This is a genomic window from Prosthecobacter vanneervenii, assembly GCF_014203095.1.
In the GTDB taxonomy this organism is placed as follows: Bacteria; Verrucomicrobiota; Verrucomicrobiia; order Verrucomicrobiales; family Verrucomicrobiaceae; genus Prosthecobacter; species Prosthecobacter vanneervenii.
In genome coordinates this window covers 282885-306388 of the sequence record NZ_JACHIG010000008.1, presented here as the reverse complement: position 1 = coordinate 306388, position 23504 = coordinate 282885, and the positions used below count along the sequence as shown (strand labels likewise).

The 23504-nt window shown below is 61.2% G+C and carries 22 protein-coding genes; 11 read left to right on the top strand and 11 right to left on the bottom strand.

Annotation, left to right across the window (positions count from 1 at the left end; all coding sequences use genetic code 11):
• Nucleotides 1-104: 104 nt before the first annotated feature.
• Together HNQ65_RS18660 and rph are read right to left on the bottom strand one after the other, a co-directional pair.
• The gene (locus tag HNQ65_RS18660; protein ID WP_184341762.1) at nucleotides 105-1040 is read right to left on the bottom strand and encodes a histone deacetylase family protein; all 936 of its coding nucleotides are present in this window, start codon (nucleotides 1038-1040) and stop codon (nucleotides 105-107) included.
• Between the two features lie 103 nt (nucleotides 1041-1143).
• Nucleotides 1144-1929 (bottom strand): ribonuclease PH, encoded by a 786-nt coding sequence (gene rph, locus HNQ65_RS18655; protein WP_184341760.1) that lies wholly within the window; start codon nucleotides 1927-1929, stop codon nucleotides 1144-1146.
• Nucleotides 1930-2080: 151 nt separating this feature from the next.
• Here rph and HNQ65_RS18650 point away from each other — a divergent pair, with 151 nt between their 5' ends.
• Nucleotides 2081-2761 (top strand): hypothetical protein, encoded by a 681-nt coding sequence (locus tag HNQ65_RS18650; protein WP_184341757.1) that lies wholly within the window; start codon nucleotides 2081-2083, stop codon nucleotides 2759-2761.
• An 8-nt stretch (nucleotides 2762-2769) separates the two neighbouring features.
• Here the strand turns inward: HNQ65_RS18650 and HNQ65_RS18645 are convergent, their stop codons facing one another.
• From HNQ65_RS18645 to HNQ65_RS18635, 3 genes are all read right to left on the bottom strand, one after another.
• Nucleotides 2770-4269, bottom strand: coding sequence for a hypothetical protein (locus tag HNQ65_RS18645; protein WP_184341755.1), 1500 nt, complete (start codon nucleotides 4267-4269; stop codon nucleotides 2770-2772).
• Nucleotides 4270-4329: 60 nt separating this feature from the next.
• The gene (locus HNQ65_RS18640) at nucleotides 4330-5226 is read right to left on the bottom strand and encodes a PspA/IM30 family protein (RefSeq protein ID WP_184341753.1); all 897 of its coding nucleotides are present in this window, start codon (nucleotides 5224-5226) and stop codon (nucleotides 4330-4332) included.
• A gap of 117 nt (nucleotides 5227-5343) precedes the next feature.
• The gene (locus HNQ65_RS18635; RefSeq protein WP_184341751.1) at nucleotides 5344-6015 is read right to left on the bottom strand and encodes a response regulator transcription factor; all 672 of its coding nucleotides are present in this window, start codon (nucleotides 6013-6015) and stop codon (nucleotides 5344-5346) included.
• Nucleotides 6016-6176: 161 nt separating this feature from the next.
• Here HNQ65_RS18635 and HNQ65_RS18630 point away from each other — a divergent pair, with 161 nt between their 5' ends.
• Nucleotides 6177-7172, top strand: a complete 996-nt coding sequence (locus HNQ65_RS18630) for a serine hydrolase (protein ID WP_184341749.1) — start codon at nucleotides 6177-6179, stop codon at nucleotides 7170-7172.
• A gap of 3 nt (nucleotides 7173-7175) precedes the next feature.
• On the opposite strand, the gene HNQ65_RS18625 is transcribed toward HNQ65_RS18630, so the two are convergent.
• Both HNQ65_RS18625 and HNQ65_RS18620 read right to left on the bottom strand, forming a co-directional pair.
• Nucleotides 7176-8399 (bottom strand): hypothetical protein, encoded by a 1224-nt coding sequence (locus HNQ65_RS18625; protein WP_184341747.1) that lies wholly within the window; start codon nucleotides 8397-8399, stop codon nucleotides 7176-7178.
• Complete coding sequence (locus tag HNQ65_RS18620; RefSeq protein ID WP_184341745.1) at nucleotides 8396-9703, bottom strand: APC family permease; 1308 nt, start codon at nucleotides 9701-9703, stop codon at nucleotides 8396-8398. Before HNQ65_RS18620 ends, HNQ65_RS18625 begins: the two co-directional genes overlap by 4 nt.
• 92 nt (nucleotides 9704-9795) lie before the next feature.
• On the opposite strand from HNQ65_RS18620, the gene HNQ65_RS18615 reads away from it, so the two are divergent.
• The 8 genes from HNQ65_RS18615 (at nucleotide 9796) to HNQ65_RS18580 (ending at nucleotide 19059) form a co-directional block, all read left to right on the top strand.
• On the top strand, nucleotides 9796-10167 hold the full coding sequence (locus HNQ65_RS18615; RefSeq protein WP_184341743.1) for a hypothetical protein: 372 nt from the start codon (nucleotides 9796-9798) through the stop codon (nucleotides 10165-10167).
• An 89-nt stretch (nucleotides 10168-10256) separates the two neighbouring features.
• Complete coding sequence (locus tag HNQ65_RS18610; RefSeq protein WP_184341741.1) at nucleotides 10257-10610, top strand: PqqD family protein; 354 nt, start codon at nucleotides 10257-10259, stop codon at nucleotides 10608-10610.
• 36 nt (nucleotides 10611-10646) lie between these two features.
• Nucleotides 10647-11750 carry an ATP-grasp domain-containing protein gene (locus tag HNQ65_RS18605; protein WP_184341739.1) on the top strand — a complete coding sequence of 368 codons (1104 nt, stop codon included), beginning with the start codon at nucleotides 10647-10649 and terminating at the stop codon, nucleotides 11748-11750.
• Nucleotides 11751-11779: 29 nt separating this feature from the next.
• Entirely contained in the window at nucleotides 11780-13219 is a 1440-nt protein-coding gene (locus HNQ65_RS18600; protein WP_184341738.1) for an alanine racemase, read from the top strand.
• Between the two features lie 47 nt (nucleotides 13220-13266).
• Nucleotides 13267-15534: an urea transporter gene (locus HNQ65_RS18595; RefSeq protein WP_184341735.1), complete on the top strand. Its 2268-nt coding sequence runs from the start codon at nucleotides 13267-13269 to the stop codon at nucleotides 15532-15534.
• A 19-nt stretch (nucleotides 15535-15553) separates the two neighbouring features.
• Complete coding sequence (locus tag HNQ65_RS18590) at nucleotides 15554-16201, top strand: tetratricopeptide repeat protein (protein ID WP_184341733.1); 648 nt, start codon at nucleotides 15554-15556, stop codon at nucleotides 16199-16201.
• Between the two features lie 24 nt (nucleotides 16202-16225).
• Nucleotides 16226-17551 (top strand): phenylacetate--CoA ligase family protein, encoded by a 1326-nt coding sequence (locus HNQ65_RS18585; protein ID WP_184341731.1) that lies wholly within the window; start codon nucleotides 16226-16228, stop codon nucleotides 17549-17551.
• On the top strand, nucleotides 17548-19059 hold the full coding sequence (locus HNQ65_RS18580; RefSeq protein WP_184341729.1) for an urea transporter: 1512 nt from the start codon (nucleotides 17548-17550) through the stop codon (nucleotides 19057-19059). Before HNQ65_RS18585 ends, HNQ65_RS18580 begins: the two co-directional genes overlap by 4 nt.
• Here HNQ65_RS18580 and HNQ65_RS18575 read toward each other — a convergent pair.
• The gene (locus HNQ65_RS18575; RefSeq protein WP_184341727.1) at nucleotides 19012-19878 is read right to left on the bottom strand and encodes a hypothetical protein; all 867 of its coding nucleotides are present in this window, start codon (nucleotides 19876-19878) and stop codon (nucleotides 19012-19014) included. The genes HNQ65_RS18580 and HNQ65_RS18575 overlap by 48 nt on opposite strands.
• A 55-nt stretch (nucleotides 19879-19933) precedes the next feature.
• Between HNQ65_RS18575 and HNQ65_RS18570 the strand changes: the two genes are divergently transcribed.
• Nucleotides 19934-21232, top strand: coding sequence for an outer membrane protein assembly factor BamB family protein (locus HNQ65_RS18570; RefSeq protein WP_184341725.1), 1299 nt, complete (start codon nucleotides 19934-19936; stop codon nucleotides 21230-21232).
• Here the strand turns inward: HNQ65_RS18570 and HNQ65_RS18565 are convergent, their stop codons facing one another.
• The 3 genes from HNQ65_RS18565 to HNQ65_RS18555 form a co-directional block, all read right to left on the bottom strand.
• Complete coding sequence (locus HNQ65_RS18565) at nucleotides 21233-22375, bottom strand: SGNH/GDSL hydrolase family protein (protein WP_184341723.1); 1143 nt, start codon at nucleotides 22373-22375, stop codon at nucleotides 21233-21235.
• A 67-nt stretch (nucleotides 22376-22442) separates the two neighbouring features.
• Nucleotides 22443-23021, bottom strand: coding sequence for a hypothetical protein (locus HNQ65_RS18560; RefSeq protein ID WP_184341721.1), 579 nt, complete (start codon nucleotides 23019-23021; stop codon nucleotides 22443-22445).
• Nucleotides 23022-23093: 72 nt separating this feature from the next.
• A complete protein-coding gene (locus HNQ65_RS18555) occupies nucleotides 23094-23492 on the bottom strand; it encodes a hypothetical protein (RefSeq protein ID WP_184341719.1) in 399 nt (132 codons plus the stop codon).
• Nucleotides 23493-23504: the final 12 nt, after the last annotated feature.

Sequence of the window (23504 nt, the reverse complement as noted above, 5' to 3'; positions counted from 1 at the left end):
AGGATTTTTAGGAATGTGTGTACATGCCATCAAAAAAGCGGGTCTATGACAAGGACAGCTTCTGTAAATAAACTGTCAACGCCGCCGAAGCTTGGGTTTGTTTCCTATTCCACCAAAGTCCGTACGTGGTGGGTCACGGCGCTGGCGAGGCCCTGGATGTTGTAGCCGCCTTCGAGGATGGAGATGAGGCGGTGCTGGCAGTGGGTCCTTGCGGAGGCGAGCAGGAGTTTTGTCAATGCAACGAAGTCGTCGTCAGTGAGGCGGAACTGGCCGAGGGGGTCGTCGATGCGGGAGTCGAAGCCGGCGGAGATGAGAATAAGGTCGGGCTTGAAGGAGTCGATGGCGGGCAAGACGCGATCTGTGAAGGCGGCGCCGATGGTGCTTATGCCGGAGCGGGCAGGGAAGGGGAGATTGAGCGTGGTGCCCAGCCCTTTGCCGCTACCGGTTTCATTGGCGTGGCCGGTGAAGGGGTAGAGAGGGCTCTGGTGGGTGCTGCAGAAGAAGACGCTGTCGTCTTCATAGAAGATGTCCTGCGTGCCGTTGCCGTGGTGCACGTCCCAGTCGATGATGGCGACCTTATGCGCGCCGTGCTTCTGCTGGGCGTAGCGTGCGGCGATGGCGATGTTGTTGAAAAGGCAGAAGCCCATGCCCTGGGCGGGGCGTGCGTGATGGCCCGGAGGGCGCACGGCGCAGAAGGCGTTGGCGGCTTTGCCTGAGAAGACTGAGTCGACGGCATTCAGGACGCCGCCGACGGCCTGCAGCGCCACATCGTAGGAGCGTGAGCAGATGGCGGTATCTCCGGTGCTGAGGTCATCGAGGCCGGATTCCACATCCTTCTTTGCCGTGGCGATGTAGCCGCGATCATGGCAGAGGGCGAGCTCGTCGAGCGTGGCAGCACGCGGGGGAATGTGCTGTGCTTTGGCGACAAGGCCTGCGTCGGTGAGCGCCTGCGTGACTGCGACGTGGCGCCGGATGCTTTCAGGGTGACCGGGGCCGGGATCGTGCTGCTGGTAGATGGGATCGAGAAGCAACGCGGTCATGGGGAGTTTGCAGTGTTGACTGTTGTTTACGATTGTTGTCGGTGGTCTGCCAAACCACTGCCAACTACCTTAAACGAAAGCAAAGTGCTGCAAACTTCTGCGATCAGCGTTTGCCGAAGAAGGAGGCGAGGTTTTGGAGGTCCTTGCTCTGGGCGGGCTTCATGGCGCTGGTGATGGCGGCGTCCTGAATGGCGATGAGTTCCTTGATGCCTTTGCGGCCGTATTCGAGCATGGAGTGGAGCTGGGCCTCGGTGAAGGTGGCTTCTTCGCCGCTGCCCTGAATCTCGACGAATTCGCCGTGCTCGGTGAGGACGATGTTGCTATCCACATCGGCGGCGGCGTCTTCGGTGTAGCAGAGATCGAGCAGCGTTTCGCCTTTGACGATGCCGACGCTGACGGCGGCGATCTTCTTTTTGAGAGGCTGCTGGGTGATCTTGCCTTTTTCAAGGAGACGGTTGAAGGCGACAGCCACGGCGATGCAGGCACCGGTGATGGCGGCGGTGCGGGTGCCGCCGTCTGCCTGGAGTACATCGCAGTCCACGCAGAGGGTGCGGGCACCGAGCTTTTCGAGATCGACGACAGCGCGGAGGCTGCGGCCGATGAGGCGCTGGATTTCGGTGCTACGACCATCGGGCCTGCCGCGAGAGCTTTCGCGGTCTTTGCGCTCCAGCGTGGAGTAGGGGAGCATGGAGTACTCGGCGGTGAGCCAGCCGCCTTTGACGTTCTGGACTTTCATCCAGCGGGGCACCTCTTCATTGATGCAGGCGGTGCAGATGACGCGGGTGTTGCCAAAGGCGATGAGGACGGAGCCCGCGGCGTGCGGGGCGACGTCGAGGACGTAGTCGATTTTGCGGAGCTGGTCAGGGGTGCGGCCGTCGGTTCTGGGCATGGGTGTGATTAGCACGAAGCGGGGGTGCGCCAAGGCATTTTATGGGTTCCTGAGCGGCGATTGAACAAAGCTGAAAGCCCCCCGTCAAAAGGATTAAAACCAACTGGCATTCGTTATGCTAAAGGTAGAAGACAGTTCACAACTCATCTCCATGACGCGCTTTCCCCGCCCTGGCTGCTGGTTCCGTTTCACCCCGACGGATTGGAATTTCATTCGAGACACCCTGGCGCTGGATGAGCGCGGACGAGAGGGCTTCAATGCGATGCTGGACGACCCCGACGCGGTGCCGCTAATCCTCGACAATGACAAGCTCTTTGACGCCGCGATCCTCTCCCGCAAAGCGGCGATGCTTTCACCGGAGCTGTTCTTTTTCATCGTGGTGCGACACTCGCTGAAGGAGTTTGGCATCCAGGAGGTGGCGGTGGCGGACTACATGGCGGTGGTATGCGCAGACTTTGGCTGCTCGCCGACGAAGGGACCGAACGACATCAACCACGCGATCGACAGCCTGTACAGCGTGGACTACCTGGAGGCGATCGAGAATGCGAGCCGGCACCACAAGTTCTTCCTGCATGTGCAGTGTGCGAACCAGTTTCTGGTGCTGACGTGCCTGTATCCGGATTTTCTGCACCGGCGTGCAGCACGGCGAGGCGCGCCGGATGTGGACTACTACGAGCAGGTGGTGGTGAGCCACCTGGAGGCTGCTCGCAGGCATGTGCTGGCGGACGAGTTTGCCATGGAGGAGACCTTTGAGAAAGTGGCCGAGTGCTTCCCACCGGCACGCCGGGCGATGAACCACACGGTGCGCGAGTACCTGAGCCTGGGTCAGTAACCGGTTTTTTAAAGCGTGGTCTTGCGCGTGGGGTCCACGCGAGGAGGGTGCGCTGTGTCCGGGCTGGTGAGGAGGATGGCGATGTCCTCGCGGCCTTTCCAGGCATAGCGGCACCATTTCTTGCTCATGCCCTGCATGATGTCTGCGGCAAGCGCGCGCCTGCCAATGGTGACGGCGAGTATGCCGAGGTCGCTGCGGAGCTCGTAGCTGTCCGGCCAACGGGCCACGGCGTCGCGGATGCAGCGCTCGACGGTGTCGAGATTCAGACGTGGCTGGATGGCGGGCAGGTCGCCATCGAAATAGATGCGGCGCAGCATCTGGGCGGCCAGTGCTCCTTTGGATGTGGACTGCAGTTGTTCGATAATCTCGGCACAGACCTGGCGACCAGTCTCGCCGCCATTCACGAAGCAGCGACCGAGTGCGACGGCGTAAGGGGTGTAGTCGGGGTATTTGTCCAGTCCCTGTTTGAAGACTGGAGCGATCTCATGAGCGGGCCGACCGGCGACGGCCTGAAGGCGAAGCATGGTGTCGTACCAGGCAGGGCTGGTCTTGGGAATGTCCGGCATCAACCCCAGGCCGCGCTCGGAGGCATCGCGGATGAGGGCAAAGGTGGCGCTGTGCCTGGCCTCGTACATGGAGTAATTGTATAAAAAGCGGGCCTCGGCGAGGCGGGCAAAGATGGAGGTGGGCTTCTGCTTCTGCCAGATGAGGATGGCGTCGTGGATCTCCCGCCAGGCTTTCTCCGTCTGGAAGTCCTGGTCCAGCGGGCGCATGGCGTTCATGATGATGTCCAGGGCCCAGTCGCCGCCTGAGGTCTGGAGTTCGCTGTGATTGATGGCGGTGAAGAAATGCTCCAGGCGATCGACATTGCCCTCGCGCAGACGGAGCACTGCCATGTGTTCCAGGGCCTTGCGCTGCTGGCGTCCGTCAAACTCATCGCGCTCATGGGGGAAGTGGATTTTGCCGACGACCTTCAGGCTCATGGCGGCATAGAGCATGCAGCAGTGCTCATGGTAGCGCAGATTTTCACGGACCCATTGGAGGCCACGATCTTCCTGCAGCAGCATGGCATAAGGAAACTTGGTCTCGATAAGCTCAACGGCGGGTGCGGCTTTTTTGACGTCGCCGTAGTAGAGGCAGGTGTAGGCCTTGGCCAGGAGCACGGCGCCAGCATCGTGGTAGGGCTTGTATTTCTGCGCCTCCTCCCAGCTGTGGAAGTTGTCGATAGCGGAGGAGAGCTGGGTGGCGCTAGGGAGCAAGTCTGCAAGCGCCTCATCCATATCCTCCAGGTGCTTGGGGTTGCGACTGGCGTACCAGTATTTGGCGGCGGCCTGGTAGTTGTCGTGTTTGGCGCGCTTTTCTGCAGGCAGGGACTCACGCCTGGCCTGCTCAATGACCTGAGGGGGCAGCTGCTGGGCCTGAGAGGCTACGGCGGCAAGCAGGATAGGCAGGAAGCAGATGAGGCTAAGAAATTTGGGGGAAAGTGGTAGAACAATCTGGGTGTTCATTATGAAAATTATAACCGACAGCCAACAGGGGTGTCAAACTACAGAAGCTTCAAAAAAAGCTCACTCGTGGGGCAGCTTGCTGCGCTGCTCGGCCAGCCGTGCGCGCATCTCTGCCAGATCCTCTTCGAGGTCGGCGATGCGCTTTTCCAAAGCAGTGCAGTATTTTCTGGGGTCGCGCTGCTGGAGGCGGTCGATGAGCTTGAAGAGCAGAGCGAGGCGCCACAGGCGAGTCCAGAGACCGCGAAGGCGGTAGGCGCGGAGGAGCTTGCCAGCGCGCAGCATGCGGGTGAAACGGAAGATATTCAGCACCCGAAGGAAGGCCACGAGAGGCAGGAGGATGATGACGAGATTGACCCAGTTTTTGAGGCAGTAGCCCAGCTTGTCTGGAGCCGCGGCGACCATCCAGAGGAACTCCATGGTGAAGCCGATCCAGATGATGCAAGTCATCAGATGCGTGGCCAGGGCCATGCGCGGGTGGTTTTCGAGGGTCTCACCACCAGTGAGCTCGGCACCCAGCACGGGGAGCACGAGGAGGGTTAGGATGAGCATGGGCAGGGCCAGCTTTTGCTCCAGCTGCTCGGACGTGGCCTCTCCGGGAGTCTTCCAGCCCATGCCAGGGAGCCAGAGCCAGCCGCCGGGCTTGCTGCTGGCGGTGATCATGCGCAGAGGAGGAAGCAGCGAGGTGAGGACTAGACGCCGGAGACGTGAGGGCCAGGGTGCAGAGGAGGCAAACAAGCCTGCGAAGCCCTCGATGATGATGATGGCCCAGAGGATGACGATGACCGGACGGAAGAAAAGGTGGGTCATGAACCACTGGCGGAAATCTTCGCCACTGTCTCCATGCGGCAGGACGAGGCCGACCAAGGTAAGGAAAGCTGTGGAGACGCCGAGCATCAGCCACTGGTGGAGGCTGCTGTCATGGGGAGCTGGGCTGGCAGTGCTCTTGGCGCTCGTCATTGAAAATCAAGGTAGAGCGGGAAGGCGGGGATATGCAATGCCGGGATGCGCGGTGTCAGATTTTCGAGCGGGGGCGACATCAGACGGGCCAGGAATGGCCCGATTACTAGATCTGAGTCAGCCGCCACCGAGGGCGTAACCGACGCCGCGGACGGTGCGGATGAGTTTTTTTTCGTGGTCTTTGTCGATCTTGGCGCGCAGGCGCTGGATGTAAACTTCCACGAGATTGGTCTCTGGGTCCATGTTGTAGCCCCAGACGTGCTCGTAGATCTGCATGCGGCCAAAGACGCGGCCGGGACTGCGCATGAGGTGCTCCAGAAGCTCGAATTCGCGGGTGCTGAGCTCGATCTCCACGCCTGCTCGGCTGGTCTTGCGCTCCAGAAGATTGATGCAGAGGTCATCCACACGGATGAGGTGGCTGGAGTCTCCAGCCTTGCGGCGGACGACGGTGTGGAGGCGGGCGGCCAGCTCTTCGACGAAGAAGGGCTTGGTCATGTAGTCATCCGCTCCGAGATTAAGTCCCTCGATTTTTTCGGGGAGGGTGGAGCGTGCGGTGAGGAGGATGACGGGGACGTTGTTGCGCTTGTCCCGCAGGCCGCGCAGGATGCTGAGGCCGTCGCGGCCGGGCACCATGATGTCGAGCACGAGAGCGTCGTACGGCACGGTGGTGGCCATTTCCCAGGCCTCGTCGCCATCGCTAACGGCATCGACCTGAATGCCCTGCTCCTCGAGCCCCTTTTTGGCAAAGGAGAGGAGCTTGGCCTGGTCTTCGACGAGGAGAATGCGCATGCGGCGGAGATGATGCGGTGAGATGGGCGATTGTCCACCGGGAGGTGAGGGAGTGGTAAGGGGGAATGATGGAGAAACCGAGCAGAGCTGTGCGGTATGATGGAGAGTTTATTTCGTCATTCGGAACTGCAAAGCGGTGAATTTTCGGCTAGGTTTGCAGCATGAAGCCGCTGCTGGCATTTCTGCATTTTTTCACGGCCGCGCCTGCGGTGGAGCCGCTCACAGCGCAGGGGATCGAGGCTGCGGCTGCGTATTCCACCGCGCATGGCGGACACGCGCTGCTGATCAAGCAAAACGGGAAGATCGTGCACGAGTCGTATGCGAACGGGCATGCGAAAAAAGAGCCGCACCGGATCTACAGTGGCACAAAGGCTTTCTGGGGACTGACGGCCTTTGCGGCGGAGAAGGAGGGGCTCTTCAGCTTTGACGAGCGCGTGTCAGACACCATCACCGAATGGCAGGGGGATGCGCGCAAGAGCAAGATCACGGTGCGTCAGCTGCTGGATTTCAGCCATGGGCTGGAGCCGATGTTTGGCCTGCATGAGAACAGCTTTCCAGACCGCACCACGGCGGCGCTGAAGGCCGGGGCGGTGGCGGTGCCGGGGAAGTCCTTCATCTACGGGCCTGCGGCGCTGCAGGTGTTTCATGAGCTGCTGGCGCGCAAGCTGGAAAAGAAGCAGACGCCGATCCGCTACCTGGAGCGCAAGGTGCTGGCACCGCTGGGGCTGGGATCGCAGCGCTACCTGCCTGACCAGCATGGGGCGCCGCTGCTGGCAGCCGGATTCATGCAGACGGCGCGCCAGTGGTCTGAGCTGGGCACGTGGATGCTGAAGCATGAGGAGGTGCTCATGAAACTGCAGGGCAGCAGCGCGAATGCGGCGTTTGCCTTCGGTTTCTGGAACAACCGTGCGGCGGGCACCAAGTCCGGCCACGAGGTGGATGCGGAGTCGATGCTGGATAAAAAGTGGCACCAGCAGTCGTGGCGCAATGCGTGCCTGTGCCGCGCAGCGCCGGCGGATCTCATCGCGTGCATCGGCTCCTACGGGCAGCGGCTTTACATCGTGCCATCAAGGAATCTGATCATCGTGAGGCTGGCGAAGGATTCGAAGCCAAATGACGCGGAGATGCTGAGGCTGCTGTTTTCCAAGGGGCCGTGAATTTCATTGCCGAGGCGCGTTGGGAAGAACAGGAAGAGCTTTTGGAACGGCGGCTGGCTGCGGAGCTGGTGTGATGACGGGTGGAGTGACGGCAGGCTGGGGGGGCACTGGCTGAGCGGCGACGGGTTTGTCGTCATCGACCGGAATGGCTTTGCGGACCATCATTTTTGAAACCCCGTAGATCAGAGTGCTGCTTTTGGGCCGCCACTGGTAGCCGATGCCGAAGGGAAGAGCGGGGACTTCGTTCTTGCGGAAATATTCGTCGAGGTCGGTCTGGAAGTGCTGCTTGAAGAGAGCGATGGGGCCAGGGTACCAGCCGTAGGCTTTCACATCCCAGGAGTCGCGGGGGAAGTCCTTCCACATGATGCCGGAGTCGTCCTGTGTGATGGTGTGGCAGTGGTGCAGGAGGTAGTCGCGAATGGCGTGGAAGTCGCTCATGTGCATGAGGTAGGAGGCGGACTTGGTGAAGCCGTTCATGGTGCCAAGGCCATCGCAGAAGCGGAGGAAGGAGGCATCCTGCTTGAGAGCCCAGTCGGCGATGTTGGTGGAGAAGTAATAGAGCGTCTGATGTTTCCCAGTTGGGCCTAGGAAGGTGATGCGTGCGCCGGAGGTTTTGGTTTCCTTGTCCGTGAGGACCTTGCCCTCGGCATTGAGCCAGATTTTTTCCACGTTTTGAATGTGGCAGCCGCAGCGTGCGAGGAAGACGTAGAGGACGGGCAGGGTGCCGGTGAGCTTGGTGGCCTGCAGGTCCTTCTTCATGTCTGCGGTGATGAAGAAGCTGAAGCTGAGGGAGGCATTGAGAGTGGTGCGGAGATTGCGCAGGGAGGAGCCGAGTTCCCCGGGGCTGAGCTGGGTCACGTCAGGGAGTTGGCCCACGGGCTCCACAGCGGCGAGCACGTAGGTTGAGGCGTTGGGAAAGAAGGTATGGGCGTGGAGGAAGTCCGGGCCGCTGAAAACGTAGAGCAGAGGGGCGGTGTCGTGGACAGCTTCAGGCAGGCCCATGGGCGCCCATTCGCGGATTTTGCTGAACTGGCGCTCTTCGGCATCTGCCCAGGTGGCGTCGAGTTCTTTGGCGTGGGAGTTGAACTCGCCGCGCCTGGCAAATTCGGCCAGTGAGGAGCCTTCCTGGGGCAGGCCGGCGAGGAAGCGCGCCTGCTCGTTGGGGGTGGGAGTCACAGCCGTGGCAGTTTGAGCCAGGGCAACCAGCAGGGCGAGCAGCTTTTTCATGGAGTGCGTGGACTACGCGGTGAGAGGAAATAAATGATCCAACCGAGCAAAATCAACGCCATTCCGGCAAGGGTTTCATCCGGATGTTTTTTGGCGACGAAGATCATCATCCAGAGACTGATGCCGAGAAAGAGGATGGGAGTGACAGGATAGCCCCAGCAGCGGTAGGGGCGGGGCAGGTCGGGCTGCTTGATGCGCAGGACGATGAGGCCGACGACGGTGGCGAAGGAACCGAGCTGAATGCTGAACTGCACGCAGGTGAGGACGGTCTCAAAGCTGGCGGTGAGAAGAAGGGTGATGACGATGGCAAGCTGGACAAACAAACCGGCGACGGGCACCCCGCGCTCGTCACTGGCAGCGAGCGGGGAGAGGATGCGGAGGTCCTGGCCCATGGTCTTCATGACACGCGGGCCGACCCAGGTCATGGCGCTGATGCTGGAAACGAGACCGAGGCAGATGAGGCCGGACATGATTTTACCGCCTGTGGTGCCAAAGATGTGGTCGGCGGCGATGTGGCCGACATCGAGCTTGCCATTGAGCTCGGCCATGGGGGCCACATGGAGGAAGACGGCATTGAGGGCGATGTAGAGCCCTGCGACGAGCAACGTTCCCAAGGCGATGGCGAGGGGGACGTTTTTCTGCGGGTCACGGATGTCTCCGACGATGTAGGTGGCGGCATTCCAGCCGGCGTAGGCATACATGACGTAAACAAGGCTGACGGCGAAGGGCGTGCTGCCGAGCAGGGAAAGGTCTCCTTTGACCGGGAGGAACTGCACGGGCTGGGCTTTGCCAAACCAGAAGCCTGCACCTATGAAGACGAGGATGAGCGCCACCTTGAGCCAGGTGGCGGCGTTTTGAAACCGGGCTGCGGTGTGGATGCCGGAAACGTGAATCAGCGTGACGAGCCACACCATGACGAGGGACCAGGTGGTGGCAGGTGCCGTGGGAAAGATGCCGGAGAAGTATTTGCCGAAGGCCATGGCGGCCAGTGCGATGGGAGCGGCAAAGCCCACGGTGACCGAGAGCCAGCCGGAAAGGAAGCCAACAGAGGGGTGAAAAATCTTGGAGAGGAAATGGTACTCGCCACCCGAGCGTGGCAGTGCGGCAGCCAGTTCGCCATAGCAAACTGCACCGCAGAAGGCGCAGACGCCGCCGACGACCCAGAGCATGAGGAGCACAAAGCCGGAGGGCAGCGAACCCACCTGAAAGCCCAAAGACGTAAAGACGCCGGTGCCGATCATGTTTGCCACCACCACCGCCGTGGCTGTGATCAGCGAAATCCCCTGAGTGCGAGTGGTGCTCATGGGGGCGATGGCTACGCCCTAGGCAGCGGGGCGTCAACTGCGCTTCCAAACGAGAGGCTTGCGGGACACAGGAAAATGAATTCGTTTTCCTCATGAAAACGACATCCTCAAAATTAACCAGGGGGGTGATGTTAATCGCCGCCCTAGCGGTGCCCGCGACGACCTGGTGGGTGAGCGTGCGCTATTATAGTGCGCATCAAGAAAAGCAGGAATCCGCAGCCGCAGACCAGACCTGGAAACCCATGCTCCAAGAACAAAGAAGGCGGATGCTGGAAGATGTCCGGCAGGAAACTACCATCGAGGGCATGCCAGAGGTGAGGAGGGCGTGGAATGGCCCGATGGATCCGGACAACTTCTGGAATGGCCAGATGCAGCAGGCAAACAAAACGCTGATTCTTCATCAGCTGACTGCGCTGAACGCCAGTGATGCCCCGCCTACGGAGCGCCGCCTGCCGGACCGCTGAAAGCAAAAATAAACGCGTATTCATCTTGGCTGCGGGGGTAGGGTTAACCTGCCGGGTTTCTATGTGGTGTGAAGCAATCAACCACCGCCATGAAACTCGCGCCCCTTTCCACCCTGAACCGTCCCATCAGCCAGCAGCAGCTGGAGCCATCTCCCTTCAGGGTACCAGCTACCGCCGCCCGCCCGGCAGTGGACACCTTTGACTTCCAAACCGTGACCTGGCAGGCGGATGGCTTTGGCTTTGATGCGATGAGCGGCGAGTTTTTCACAGCCAGCCCGACGGCGCTGGTGGTGATGCAGGCACTGGGCGATGGCATGACGCGGCTGCAGATACTGGACCGCCTGACCTCACGCTTTGAGGTGAGCCGCAGCACGGCGGAGCGGGACCTGGAGTCCTTCCTGGCAGAGCTGGTCCACCTGGGACTGACCCCTGAGTCGAACTGATCCGCCCTCTTTTTTAACCCTGAAATTCATCCTCCCATGAATGCATCTCCTGTCATCGCCGTCACCGGGCTTCATCGCGGTGAAAATCCCCAGCCGGGTTCTGCTGTGATCCGCAGCCTGCGCCGTGTTTATCCTGAGCTGCGCATCATCGGCCTTGTTTACGACTCGCTGGAAAGCGGGCTGTTCAGCGATGAGGACGCGCCGGATGCGGCCTTTACCATGTCCTATCCCGGCGCGGGTGTGGAGGCCTTCTGGCAGAGGCTGGACGCAATCCGCGAAGTGGAGCGCTTTGATGTGCTGATCCCCTGCCTGGATGCTGAAATGGCTCCGCTGGTGGATGCGCCTGAGAAGCTGCGCGAGCGCGGCATCCATGCCTGCCTGCCAACGGCGGCGAGTTTCAAGTGCCGAGACAAATCCAAGCTGGCCGAGCTGTGCGAGCGCACGCACTGCCGCACACCGAGAACGGTGGCGGTGACGGATATAAGCTCGCTGCACCAGGCGGCGGCATCGCTGGGCGGCAATGTGTTTGTGAAAGGCCGCTTTTATGAAGCCAGGCATGCTGTGACTCCTGCCGCACGCGAGGCTGCCTACTGGCATATGATGGAACAGTGGGGCGCGCCGGTGCTGGTGCAGGAAAATGTGCAGGGAGAGGAGTACAACGTCATTGGGTTGGGAGATGGTTCAGGCCGGATTCTCGGCTCGTGCTCGATTCGCAAGATGCTGCGCACCGCGAGCGGCAAGGGTTTTGGAGGAATGGTGGTTCGTGATCCACAACTGGACGCGATCGCGCAGTCGCTGATCGCTGAGCTGCGGTGGAACGGCCCGTTTGAACTGGAGTTTGTCAAAGAGGAAGGCGCCAAGGGCGAGTACTGCCTGATCGAGATCAATCCACGGTTTCCAGCGTGGTGCGACTTTCCCTCCACGCTGAACTGCAACCTGCCTGCCGCCGCACTGGAGCTGGCGCTGGGCTGGCAGCCGCGCGAACCTCTGCGCCACGCGGTTCCTGGCAAGTTCTTCATCCGTCATGCGATCGACATGACCGGCGACATTCGTGATCTGGCTGCGCTGACCACGAGCGGTCAGTTCTTCCGCCAGCCGCGCGAGATCATTCAGCATCCCGCCGCATCCCGCAGCCTCTGATTTTTTCCAACCCTTTACGGCACCCTCCCATGCAAACGCTTCTTCCTTATTCCCCGCCGACCATCACCCGGCATCTCAGCGGCCAGAACAGCGCCGCCAACCGCAACCGCCATGCGCACGGCCTGAACAGCAACATCTGCGAACGCATCGACGGCGTGCCGGTGGCGGACCTGGCGGCACGCTTTGGCTCGCCGCTGTTTGTCTTCTCCGAGCGCACGCTGCGCGAAAAAATCCAGCGGGCCCGTGAGGCCTTTGAGAGCCGCTATCCGAACACGCGCTTTGCGTGGAGCTACAAGACCAACTACCTCAACGCGATCTGCCGTGTGTTTCACAGCGAGGGCTCGATCGCCGAGGTGGTGAGCGAGTTTGAGTATGAAAAGGCAAGGCGCAACGGCATTGCCGGACGTGACATCATCTTCAACGGACCGCACAAGACGCGTGCGGGGCTGGAGCTGGCGGCGAGCGAAGGCGCGATGATCCAGGTGGACAACTGGGACGAGCTGCTGCTGCTGGACACGATTGCGAAGGAGCAGGGAAGGAGCATCGACATCGCGATCCGCTGCTGGCTGGACGCTGGCATTCAGCCGGTGTGGAGCAAGTTTGGTTTTGGCGTGGAGAATGGCGAGGCATGGCGGGCGATCCGCCGGATCGCTGAAAGCAGGGGGCGGCTGAATTTGCAGGGGCTGCACACGCACATCGGCACCTACATCCTGGAGCCGAATGCGTACAAAGTGGCGGCTGAGAAGCTGATCACGCTGATGGAGCGCTGCCGTGAGAGCTATGGGTGGGCGCTGAAGTATCTGAATCTTGGCGGCGGTTTCCCGTCTCTCAGCACGCTGCATTACTCCTACCAGCCTGCGGAGCAGGTGGTGCCGCCGATCGAAAAATATGCGGAGGCCATTGCGGGTGCGCTGAACACCCTGCCGAGGGATCGCCGCCCGCGCCTGTACCTGGAGAGCGGACGTGCGCTCGTCGATGAGGCGGGGTATCTCATCACCAGCATCGTGGCGGTGAAGCAGACGGGCGCCTCCGGGCCGATCACACTGGCAGGAAAGGCGGCGAAGGCTCCGGCTTACATGCCAGAGTCCACGGGTTCCGCGTATGTGATTGATGCCGGGATCAACATCCTCTACAGCGGGAACTGGTACCGTTTTAATGTGAAGCCTGCGAAGGCGCTGCGTGAGAGCGCGCAGCATCCGGTGAAGCTCTACGGCTGCCTTTGCATGAACATCGACGTGATCCGTGAGCAGGTCTCTCTGCCGGCGATGACCACGGGCGATCATCTGGTGATGCATCCGGTGGGTGCGTACAATTTCACGCAAAGCATGCAATTCATCACCTACCGGCCGGCGGTGGTGATGATCGGGCTGGACGGGCGGGTGGAGATCATCCGTGAGCGCGAAAACCTGGACTACGTGCAGCGGCTGGAGCGTGTGCCTGAGCATCTGCTCTGCGGCAGCCGGGAATGAGGCTGTACGGTGGTCAAGCAGACAGAACGCTCTCAATCCTTCAACCCATGAACTCGGAAGCTCCATCTACCCTCCCCGTGATGGCCATTCTCGAAGGACCCACCACTCGTGTGTCCTCTCTCAAGCAGAGGACTGCGGCACTCGGCCGAGTGCTGCGTCCCTATCTGAAAACATGCGCTGCTCCACTGCAGGAGGCAGCGCGTGCCGCCAGCTCCATCTTTTTGTGCGGCAGCTGGAAAACGGGAGCGCTGCTGTGCGCGGCGCTGCTTTTTATGCCGCGGTACTTTGTGTTTGCCATGAGTGCGTGTGTGCTGGGCGGCTTCATTGCAAAGCTGATGCAGCTGCCCACCGCGATGCGGAAGGATGGCACGCTGCTCTACAACGTGTTTCTGAGCGCGCTGGCAGTGGCGTGGATCACACGCGGCTCCACGCTGGGCCTGGCAGCCGTCTGGGGCATGCTGGGCGTGGTGACAGTGTATACTCTGCTGCTTTCGGCGGCGCTGTGGCACTGGTTTCCACTGCGTGCCGGGCTGCCTCCGCTGAGCGTGGCCTTTGTGGTTTCGTTCGGCACGTTGCTGACGTTTTTCCCGCACTGGGCGGCCAGCACGACGCTGCTGGACATGGGGCTGCCAGAGGAGCCTGCGCTTCCCTTTGTGGCGACAGCCTTCCTGCGCAGCATGGGTACCATTTTGTTTCTGCCCAATGTGTGGGCCGGGTTGGCGGTGACGCTGGCGGTGCTGATGTGGTCCCGGGTGGCGATGATCAATGCCATTGTGGGCTATGCCGGGGGCATTCTTATCGTGAAGCTGCTGGAGGGCTGCGGGCTGCACTGGCTGGGCTGGTTTGCGGGGCACAATTACCTGCTTGCAGGCATGGCTCTGGGGGCGGTGTACTTTGTGCCATCTTGGAGCAGTCTGGCGCTGGCTTTTGTGGCCGGCGGCGTGGCAGCGCTGCATGTGGCGGCGGTGCAGCATTTTCTGCGCGGCTCGGGCTGGGAGTACCTGCCGCTTCCCTACCTGTTGACCATCTGGAGTCTGCTGTGCTGCCTGCGACTGCGTGAGAAGCCGGGCTCGCTGCTGCCGACGGCGGGTGTGTTTGACAATCCGGAAGCGGCAGCCGCCGCACTGGCGCTGGCGAATGCGCGCTTTCCCCACCGTCATGAGACGCATGTGCTGCTGCCCACGGCGCGCGAGGTGACGGTGACGCAGGGATTTGACGACAAGCTGAGCCACCGCGGTGAGTGGAAGCATGCGCTGGATTTTGAAGTGCATGACGCCAGTGGCAACGCCTGCCCTCCTGGCTGTGATGACGACCTGAGCCGCTATTACACGCAGGGGCTGGAAGTGCGTGCGCCTGGTGCCGGTGAGATCCTCCGCGTGGTGGATGGTGTGGCAGACAATGCGCCCGGAGGTTGCAACTTTGCCAGCAACTGGGGCAATCACCTGATTCTGCGCCTGGACTACGGCGGCATCGTGAAACTGGCGCACTTCATGAAGAACGGCATCCTGGTGAAGACCGGTCAGCGGGTTGGTGCTGGAGAGCTGCTGGGCTACTGCGGAAACTCCGGCCGCAGCCCGGTGCCACACATCCACCTGCACAACCAGGTCACGACGGAAACCGGCGCGCCCACAGCGCCCTTCTGCCTGACGAACTTCTTCATACGCAGCGCCGATGGAGTGCGCTGGAACTTTGCCGGTGTGCCCAAAGTGGGAGCCCGAATTGCTCCAGCCACAGTTTCCACCACCGTGCTGGGCACGCTGGCCCACCTCGCACCCGGAGCGGCCACGTATCGTGTCAGCAGCGGAGGGGAGGTCTCGCATGAAACCCTCGCAACTACGCTAGACGAGTCCGGCCGTTACCTGCTGCGCAGTGGAAAAGAAAGCCTGACGGCTGTGCTCGGCCTGCATGCGCTGCAAATCACTCAAAGCAGTCCCGGCGGACATTCGTCGCTGCTGTCATTAATCTCGCTCGCCATGCCCACCGTGCCATTCGCTTATCAGAGCGGCATGAACTGGGAGGATTGTGTCTCTTTGCAGTCAAAGCAGCACGGCCGGGCATTGGCGGGCGTGCTTGCTCCTTACCTGGGACATGCGGGCGTGCGCGTAAACACACGCCATGCGCTGCATCCCACGCCGCAGAGGCTGCAGTTCGTGACGACACTGGGCGAAGGTGGTGAGGACCTGCCACGCGAGATCGAATTCACGCTGGAGCCCATCCGCGGGCTGACCCATCTCACTGCGCGGTTTCAGGATCGCGAAGTGGTTTACACCCAGACTGATTTCACCCCCACCCTGCCAAACGGCGACCTCGAATAGCCCACTACCAACACACACCATGAAAACATGCATTCTCATCCTCGCCTTTGCCTGCGTCAGCGCTGCAAGTGCCGCCGATAAACTGGCCGCCATTTCGGAAGCCTGGCAGAAGTCTCTGACTGAAGAGTCCAACCAAGATTACACCGCTGCGCTGGACAGTGTGATGGCTTTTAAAAATGCCGGAGGAGAAACCTACCTGGCGTCTGTGAGGGCTGGCTGGCTCTCGTATCTCAAGCAGGACTATGTGAAGGCGATTCAATACTACACGACTGCCGCGAAGCAGGAGCCCCGCGCGATCACGCCGCATCTAGGCATGATGAATGTCTATCAAGCCCAGATAAAGCCGGAGGACGTGCTGCGCGAGGCGCGGGAAGTGCTCAAGATTGATCAGTTTCACAGGTCCACGCTGTTGATCGCAGGTGAGATTCTTTTCAACCAGCAGGAGTATCGCAAGGCAGAGGTGTACTTTGAACGCGCCTACAAGCTGATGCCTGAGGAGCCGATCGGCATGAGCTGGTTTGGCTGGTCGCAGATCAACCAAGGGCAGGCAAAGCTGGCGGCACCGGTCTTTGAAAAACTTATGGAAATCAATCCGCAGGGCTACCTGGTGCGCGACGGGTTTGCCATCACGCACCCAGGGCAGATGCCACCGCCAGGGCAGCGCTGAGCTGAGCGAGAAAGGTGCTCCACCATGTACACTCCCACACAGATTCTCACACGCGGGCGTCGGCTGCATGCCGCGCTGGATCAGGTGATCGAGCAGCGTGGGTGGAGCACGCCGAAGCGGCGAGCACACCAGTGGCGCACGCTTCGCGCGCTGGTGAAGCATGCGCACGAGAAGGTGCCGCTTTATCAGCGGCTGTTTGAGCAGGCGGGATTCACACCCGCGATGCTGGATGACTGGGATGACCTTTCCAAGCTGCCGATTCTGACCAAGCAGGATCTGCGCGCAGCCAGCAAGGAGGAGCTGATTTCCAAAGACAATCGCGATGAGGTGAGGTGGATTTCCTCGTCGGGGTCCACCGGCATCCCGGCCAGCATGGCGCGCACGGAGGAGTCTCTCTGGCACTACATGGCGTGGAACACGGCGCTGTTTTATGACTGGTGCCAGGGGAGGCCGATCGGCAACGGGCTGTATCTGGTGGACATGGCGCGGGACAGCATCGACTACGCTGCCGCGGATCTCCTGCGCACGACGGTGCCGGATTCGCGCCTGCTTTCGGTGCATGATCCTGTGGCCAAGCTCACGGACAAGCTGCTCGGCATAGCGCCTGAGTTTGTCTCCTCCTACCCTTCGACGCTGCGAGCCATTGCGCTGGAGCTGCGAGATCAGAAGCGGGTGGTGAAGCAGACGAGAATCATCCACCTGACATCTGAGATGCTGGATGCACACACGAAGCATCTGCTGGGGCAGGTGTTTCCAAATGCGCGGCTGATCGAGACGTACACCAGCACGGAGGGCGGACTGGTGGCCTGGCAGTGCCTGCATGATGCGCGGTGGCACATTGCCGAGACGAATGTGATCTGTGAGATCGTGGATGAAAACGGAAGGCCCACAAACGGGCTGGGTAACATCGTGATCACCGACCTGACAAACACCGCCACGCCTATGCTGCGGTATCGCGGTCTGGGAGATTTGGCACGGTGGGAGACGGAGCCGTGTCCGTGTGGCAGCAGTGCGCGGAGCATCCGGCAGATCGAAGGCCGCAGCGCCGCGATGCTGCGCGCGCAGAGCGGAACGCTGATCTCGCCGTATGTCATCACCAATGCAATTGAAGAGGTGCCTGGTCTGGCGCAGTACCAAGTGGTGCAGAAGCAGCCGGGGGTTTTGGAGGTAAGGGTGGTGATCGAGGACTGTGCGTCGAAAGGCTGCGTCGAAAGCGGCGTGCAGGCGGCGCTGAATGAGGCTTTAGGCGGCGCGGTAGATCTGCAGATGAGCTTTGTCTCCGTGATTGCCGCACCCGCAGGATCGCATAAGGTGCCGCTGGTGATTTCTGAACTTCCCCTCGCCGCATGAAACGCCTGCTGGACCACACCCTGCGTGGTTACGGGCAGATGCTCGTGGCAAACAACCGGATCACGGGCGCATGCGTGCTTGTCGGGATGTTTGTGCTCTCGGTAGAGATGGCGCTGATGAGCCTGGGCGGGGCGCTGCTGATCTCCGCCCTCGCCTTGTGGAGGGCACAGAATGACAGTGTGCTGAAGACGGGGCTCTTCAGCGTGAACGGCGCACTGCTGGGGGCGCTGTGGTATCTCTTTCCGCAGGTGCCGCTGTGGGCGCAGGCGCTCGCCACGGCGCTGGGGTGTGCAGGAATGGTGTTCTTTTTTGTGCCGGTGGCGGAGCGCATGCATGAGGATAAGTCTCCCTATGTGCTCTTCAGTCTGCCGTATGTGGTCGCAGCCTGGGCAGCGCTGACAGCGCTCATCTTCTTCGGCGTGCATGACGCCGAGCTGACACGCGGCTGGCGTGCGCTGCTGGCCAACCGCTTTGAAAAAGCGGAGAAGCATTTTCTCAATACGGAGGTGAGCACGGACATGGCCGAGGCCTACCGCTGCGCGGGGCTGGGCTGGAGCCTGTACCGCCGGGGAGACCAGACCGGTGCGCAGACGGCATTCTCGCGTGTGCTGTCACTGAAAATAGGCGTGGCAGATGCGTATGACGGGCTGGGCTGGAGCCGCTTCCGCCAAGGGCGCTATGATGATGCGGTGCTGGCGTTTCGACGAGCGGTGGCGCTGGATTCCTTTTTTGCCGATTCATGGGATGGACTGGGCTGGTGTGAGCTGCAGGCCGGACACCCTGAGGAAGCTCGGCGGCATTTCACCACGGCTGCGTTGTGTGCGCCGCTGTTTGCAGATGCGTTCAGCGGATTTGCCGCCACGCTTTCTGGTGGCAAGGCGGAGGCGTATGCGAAGGCGTGGAGCGGATTTCTTTCCAGCCATCTGAGTCTAACGGCGCAGTTTACCTCCACACGTGTGCTGCTGTGCTGGCTGTGGTTTTTCATCGGTTTGCTGTTTCATTCGCGCACGAGTGCGCTCGTAGCTCTGGTGGCGGTGCTGGTGTGCATGTTGGGCTCGGCGTGGCGGCCGGTGTTTGGAGATCCTGCCTTTGCCATGAATGTGGTGGTGCTGGCGCTGGCGCTCGGCGGGCACTATCTGCGGCTGAATGTGAAAACGGTGATGTGGATGCTGATGATGACACTGCTGCTGGCGCTGGCCTGGGAGCCGCTCTCCGAGGCGCTGCTGCGTGTGGCCCTGCTGCCGCTGTGCCTGCCCTTCAACCTGGCGCTGCTGGGCAGCCTTTCCTTCTTTGGCTGGCTGCACCGCCGGGGACTGAGTGATGAGCGCATCCCGGTGGACTGGGCCTCATGCACGCCTGCGGACATCCGCTGCTTTTGCGCGCAGAAGGAGGTGGCCGACGGCTGTTGGGAGAGGCTCAAAAAAGCAGAGCCTGGACAGCCGCAGCCGAAGACGGCGCGCTCACTTCAGCTTCCGGCCAAAGTGGACCTCAAAGTAAATGCCGAGTGAATCTGCCAGCGCCACTGCGAAGCGGCGCTGGTTCTCGGGAGTATCTCGCACATTGTTCCAAGGGCATTCCAGCTGAATAGCGCTGACCGTGCCGCCGCTGCGCGAGCCGTGAGCCGCGACATCATACACACCGCTGAAGTAGCCTGCCATGAAGCCGGGGCTGGGTCTGGTGGGGCTGGGCAAAGAGCGGAAGCCGCGAAATTCCAGCAGTCCGCCGAGGCTCTGGGGGCCGCGCAGCAGCTCGGCAAAGGTCTGAGGCGAGCGTTTGTCGAGATCGCGGATGCAGGTGGAGGCGATAAGGGCGGTGTCGGCGTTCAGCTCCGCGTCGGAGTGCTTGAGAATGTCTGCCTTCACGAGGTAGCCCAGTTCCACGCGCTGCTCCAGGTGGCGGTGGCCATGGATGTCGAGAAGGAGACCGAGGCCGCTTTTTTTCATCACAGTATCGCAGGCCTTCTGGGCGCTGTCGTGAAAACGGTGCCAGGCGGCCACGGCAGTGGGGTCTCCTTGGGCGGCTTCTTCGAGATCGCGGTTGGGGTCGAGCCTTGTGCGGCTGAGGCGGGAGATGATGGCGTGAGGTCTGGCGCCGTAGCGAGACTCCAGCTCTTCGATGATCATCTCAGCCAGCGGTATGGTGTTGGAATCCGTGCCTGTCACGCCATAGCGGCGAGCGAGCACATTGGCCGGTTTCAGGCTGCCGCCGTGGGGGACGGTGAGAACGATGGGCAGCGTGCCGTGACGCACCTCGATGTACGTCTCCAGCTCCGCCGTCTGGGCCTGCAGTGCGGCGGCAGAAACAAAAAGAAAAAACAGGATGCGCATGATCGTGGCCAGTGAAAGACAGTTCCCCGCTTGCTGCCACGTTTTTTCTCGCATCATGATGACCCGACTGCTGCCCGCCCTTCTGCTTCTTTCCACCGCTACGTATGCCGGCAACTGGCCCGAATGGCGCGGCCCGTCCGCCCAAGGACATGCCTCTGCCTCAGGTCTGCCCGACACCTGGAGCGAGACAAGCAACGTGGCCTGGAAGACAGGGCTGCCGGGGCGTGGGCATTCGACCCCTGTCATGTGGGGAGAGCAGATCTGGCTGACGACTGCTCTGGAAACCGCCGCCACGGCTGAGGAGGCCAAGCGCAGGCTGGAAACCAACACCGGAGACCAGCCGCTGACGGTGCTGGGCTCAGTGAGCCTGCGTGCGGTCTGTGTGGATCGAAGCAGTGGCAAGATCCTGCATGACATCGAGCTGCTGAATGTGAAGGACCCGCAGTGGGCGCATCAGCTCAACAGCTATGCCTCGCCGTCTCCGGTGCTGGAGGAGGGGCGGCTGTATGCGCACTTTGGTTCGTTTGGCACGGTGGCGCTGGACACGCGCACTCTGAAGGTGCTGTGGAAAAATCAGGAGCTGAACGTGATGCATGAAAACGGACCGGGCTCCACGGCAGTGCTGCATGGAGACAGGCTGATCGCGCATTTTGACGGCAGCGACGCGCAGTTCATCGCCGCCTTTGACAAGAACACCGGAAAGCTGGCGTGGAAGACCCCGCGCAGCGGAGAGATGGACCCGCGCCCGCAGCAGCGCAAAGCCTATGGCACGCCGCTGGTGGCGACGATCAATGGCAAGCCGCAGGTGGTGAGTTCAGCGGCGAACAACATTTATGGCTACGATCCGCAGACCGGTGCCGAGCTGTGGAAGGTGCATTATGGTGAGCTGGGCTTTTCGATGTCCACGGTGCCGGTGGTGGACGAGCAGCAGATCTACTTCAGCACTGCGTATGGAAAGTCGGCGATGGTGGCGCTGAAATACGAGGGGCTCAAGACGCCTGAGGTGGCGTGGCGCAACAACAAGAACGCGCCCAAGATGTGCTCGCCCGTGCTGCATGGCGGCCTGATTTTCTACGTGGATGACGGCGGCATCGTGAGCTGCGTGGACACGAAGACGGGAGAGGCCTGCTACCGCGAACGCATTGGTGGAAAATACAGCGCCTCGCCGATCCTGGCGGATGGCAAACTTTACTTCTGCAGCCGCGAAGGCGTGGTGACGATCGTGAACGCCGCGAAGGAGTTCAAGATCCTGGCGCAGAACACGATGGATGGCGCGATCATGGCGAGTCCGATTGCCGATGGCAGCGCCCTGTTTGTCCGCACAGACAAGGCGCTGTACAAGATCGGGAAGTAATTACTTCAGTGCTTTGCGCAGCACGGGCTCGAAGATTTCTGCCTGGCGGAGGAAGCCGAGATCCGTGCCGTGGGAGGCATCGTTCGAGCCTTCGGCGTCGGTGCCGTAGAGGGCGTCTCCGCCGATGTAGTGGAGGTTGGCGACTTTCTCTTTTTTAAGCTGTTCGTAGGCGGCCTTGAGGGCGGCGTGGTTGTCGTCGTGGAACTTGGCCTTGCCAGGGGTGATCCAGGAGTTCGTGAAGCGGCGGTCCTCGACGAGGATGATGGGTATGGTGGTGTGCTTGGAGCGGAGCTGCTTGACGAGCGGCCCGCATTTGGCGGTGACGTCTGCGGGGCCCATGTTGGGGAGGCAGTCGATGACGATGGCGGCGGGGTCGAGTTCGTTGAGGAGGTCTCCCACTGCGGCGTCCATCTTGCCATTGCCGGAGAAGCCGAGGTTCATGACCGGGCGGTCCAGATGACGACCGAGGATGGCGGTGTGCACCATGCCGGGACGTGAGGCATTGGCACCATGGGTGATGGAGGTGCCGTAGAAGACAATGGGTTTCTGGCGCGGGGCAAGGCCTTCAAACTTTGCGCCAGCAGGGACGCCGATCTCGAGTTTTTCGACGCCGTTGTAGAGCGGCAGATAGGCGGCGAATTCGTGCTCGCCAGGGGTGATGTCGCCGATCATCACGGTTTCGACGTGTTGCTTGTCGGGCTTGGGGCAGGCGACCCAGCGCCACTTGCCTTTGGCATCGCGTGCGTAGAGGTCGAGCCCGCTGACGCCAGTGGCAGGCATGGCGGGGAGAGCGAGGTTGGCCTTGGAAAGATCGTAGCGGCAGTAGATGGCTTTGGCGTCTGTCTTGAAGCGAACCATCATGCCCGCGCTGTCGCGACTGAGGCCCCACACGGCGGGAGTGACGGTTTTTTCCGCCTTGGCGGGGAAGCGGTCGAACCAGCGCTTGCGTTCCTGGTCTTCCCAGCCACGGCCTTCGACACCCCATGTGGTGACATCATGCCACTGGGCATCTGCGGGAATGGTGGGGCCTTTGGGCTTGGCTGGTGTAGTATTGGGGGCTGGGGCGGTAGGCGCCTTGGGGGCGGCGGTCTGGGCTAGCAGGGACGTGCTGGCAAAGAGGGCGAGGAAGAGGGTTGGTTTCATGAGAGCGCTTTTTTACGTTGGGAGGAGGGATGATCTCACGGTAATCACGCGCAGGCAGCAGAGCCTTTTAGCCGCGCACTTTGGCGAGGGCTTTTTGGGTGGCCTCACGGGCGGTCTTTTCCCAGGTGGAAAGGGAAGAGCGGGCGGTGGGATTTTTCAGAGGGGGAACAGGACCAGGAGCTTCGGAGAGACTGGTGGCGACGGGCTTGCCACTGCGGTTGTGGGTGAGGATGCCGACGGTGACGCTCTGGTTGGTGAAATCGGGTGTGACCCAGACGCGAACGACCGCAGTGAGATGATTGATGGTGGCGAATTTTTTGACTTCGGAACGCTCATTGAAGGGCGTGAGGTGACGGGGCACCTGCTGCATCTGAGTGAAGGGGATGTAGCTGAAGGCACGACTGTCATCCAAGGCACGCTCCACGCCACGCTGAACGGCGAGATGAACTCGGAGTTCCTCTGAGGACTCTGGCTTGAGATGAGGCAGCTGCCGATCTTCAGGATGGCTGCCGGTAGGGCCAATGCCGATGGCTCCGGTGCGCACGTTTCTGAGGCGGCTGAGACTGCCTCCGGTGCAAGAAGACAACACGGCTGCGGTGAGCATGCCGACCATAAGGAGAGTGAGATGTTGGCGGATCGAACTCATGGCATGATATGCCACGAGGGGCAGAATTTGTCATGCAGGAACAGGTTCATGCCTTGATGAGAGACCTGCGTCTTATTCCTTATCGTCGTCGTCATGGTCTGAGAGGGAACCCTCACGAGAACGAGCGAGGAGATAGCCGAAGATGCCTTTGAAAAATCGCCAAGCACCCAAGAATCCGGTCAGCAATATGGCTGCGACACCGTGCTGGGAAATGGCACCAGACCCCTCGGCGAGCCGGTTGAAAAGATAGAAGGCAGCCAGCAGCAGGCCGAGTCCCTGAACCGTTTGTTTGATGGCATCAGTTCTGAGCGTGGAGACCCGTTCTGCGAGCGCGCGCTCGTACATTTGCTGCGCCTCGTCACTTGGAATACCATTGACCTCCAGGCGATGAAGGACATCGGCACGGGACTCTCCCCAGATGACCATGCGGCGGGCCCCCTGAAAAATGCGATCCTTGAATTCGTCGGTCATAGACCGGCGAGG

Bases quoted from the DNA above. Each gene is read 5' to 3' on its own strand.
- HNQ65_RS18660 (WP_184341762.1), bottom strand. From the start codon at position 1,040: ATGACCGCGTTGCTTCTCGATCCCATCTACCAGCAGCACGATCCCGGC.
- rph (WP_184341760.1), bottom strand. From the start codon at position 1,929: ATGCCCAGAACCGACGGCCGCACCCCTGACCAGCTCCGCAAAATCGAC.
- HNQ65_RS18650 (WP_184341757.1), top strand. From the start codon at position 2,081: ATGACGCGCTTTCCCCGCCCTGGCTGCTGGTTCCGTTTCACCCCGACG.
- HNQ65_RS18645 (WP_184341755.1), bottom strand. From the start codon at position 4,269: ATGAACACCCAGATTGTTCTACCACTTTCCCCCAAATTTCTTAGCCTC.
- HNQ65_RS18640 (WP_184341753.1), bottom strand. From the start codon at position 5,226: ATGACGAGCGCCAAGAGCACTGCCAGCCCAGCTCCCCATGACAGCAGC.
- HNQ65_RS18635 (WP_184341751.1), bottom strand. From the start codon at position 6,015: ATGCGCATTCTCCTCGTCGAAGACCAGGCCAAGCTCCTCTCCTTTGCC.
- HNQ65_RS18630 (WP_184341749.1), top strand. From the start codon at position 6,177: ATGAAGCCGCTGCTGGCATTTCTGCATTTTTTCACGGCCGCGCCTGCG.
- HNQ65_RS18625 (WP_184341747.1), bottom strand. From the start codon at position 8,399: ATGAAAAAGCTGCTCGCCCTGCTGGTTGCCCTGGCTCAAACTGCCACG.
- HNQ65_RS18620 (WP_184341745.1), bottom strand. From the start codon at position 9,703: ATGAGCACCACTCGCACTCAGGGGATTTCGCTGATCACAGCCACGGCG.
- HNQ65_RS18615 (WP_184341743.1), top strand. From the start codon at position 9,796: ATGAAAACGACATCCTCAAAATTAACCAGGGGGGTGATGTTAATCGCC.
- HNQ65_RS18610 (WP_184341741.1), top strand. From the start codon at position 10,257: ATGAAACTCGCGCCCCTTTCCACCCTGAACCGTCCCATCAGCCAGCAG.
- HNQ65_RS18605 (WP_184341739.1), top strand. From the start codon at position 10,647: ATGAATGCATCTCCTGTCATCGCCGTCACCGGGCTTCATCGCGGTGAA.
- HNQ65_RS18600 (WP_184341738.1), top strand. From the start codon at position 11,780: ATGCAAACGCTTCTTCCTTATTCCCCGCCGACCATCACCCGGCATCTC.
- HNQ65_RS18595 (WP_184341735.1), top strand. From the start codon at position 13,267: ATGAACTCGGAAGCTCCATCTACCCTCCCCGTGATGGCCATTCTCGAA.
- HNQ65_RS18590 (WP_184341733.1), top strand. From the start codon at position 15,554: ATGAAAACATGCATTCTCATCCTCGCCTTTGCCTGCGTCAGCGCTGCA.
- HNQ65_RS18585 (WP_184341731.1), top strand. From the start codon at position 16,226: ATGTACACTCCCACACAGATTCTCACACGCGGGCGTCGGCTGCATGCC.
- HNQ65_RS18580 (WP_184341729.1), top strand. From the start codon at position 17,548: ATGAAACGCCTGCTGGACCACACCCTGCGTGGTTACGGGCAGATGCTC.
- HNQ65_RS18575 (WP_184341727.1), bottom strand. From the start codon at position 19,878: ATGCGCATCCTGTTTTTTCTTTTTGTTTCTGCCGCCGCACTGCAGGCC.
- HNQ65_RS18570 (WP_184341725.1), top strand. From the start codon at position 19,934: ATGATGACCCGACTGCTGCCCGCCCTTCTGCTTCTTTCCACCGCTACG.
- HNQ65_RS18565 (WP_184341723.1), bottom strand. From the start codon at position 22,375: ATGAAACCAACCCTCTTCCTCGCCCTCTTTGCCAGCACGTCCCTGCTA.
- HNQ65_RS18560 (WP_184341721.1), bottom strand. From the start codon at position 23,021: ATGAGTTCGATCCGCCAACATCTCACTCTCCTTATGGTCGGCATGCTC.
- HNQ65_RS18555 (WP_184341719.1), bottom strand. From the start codon at position 23,492: ATGACCGACGAATTCAAGGATCGCATTTTTCAGGGGGCCCGCCGCATG.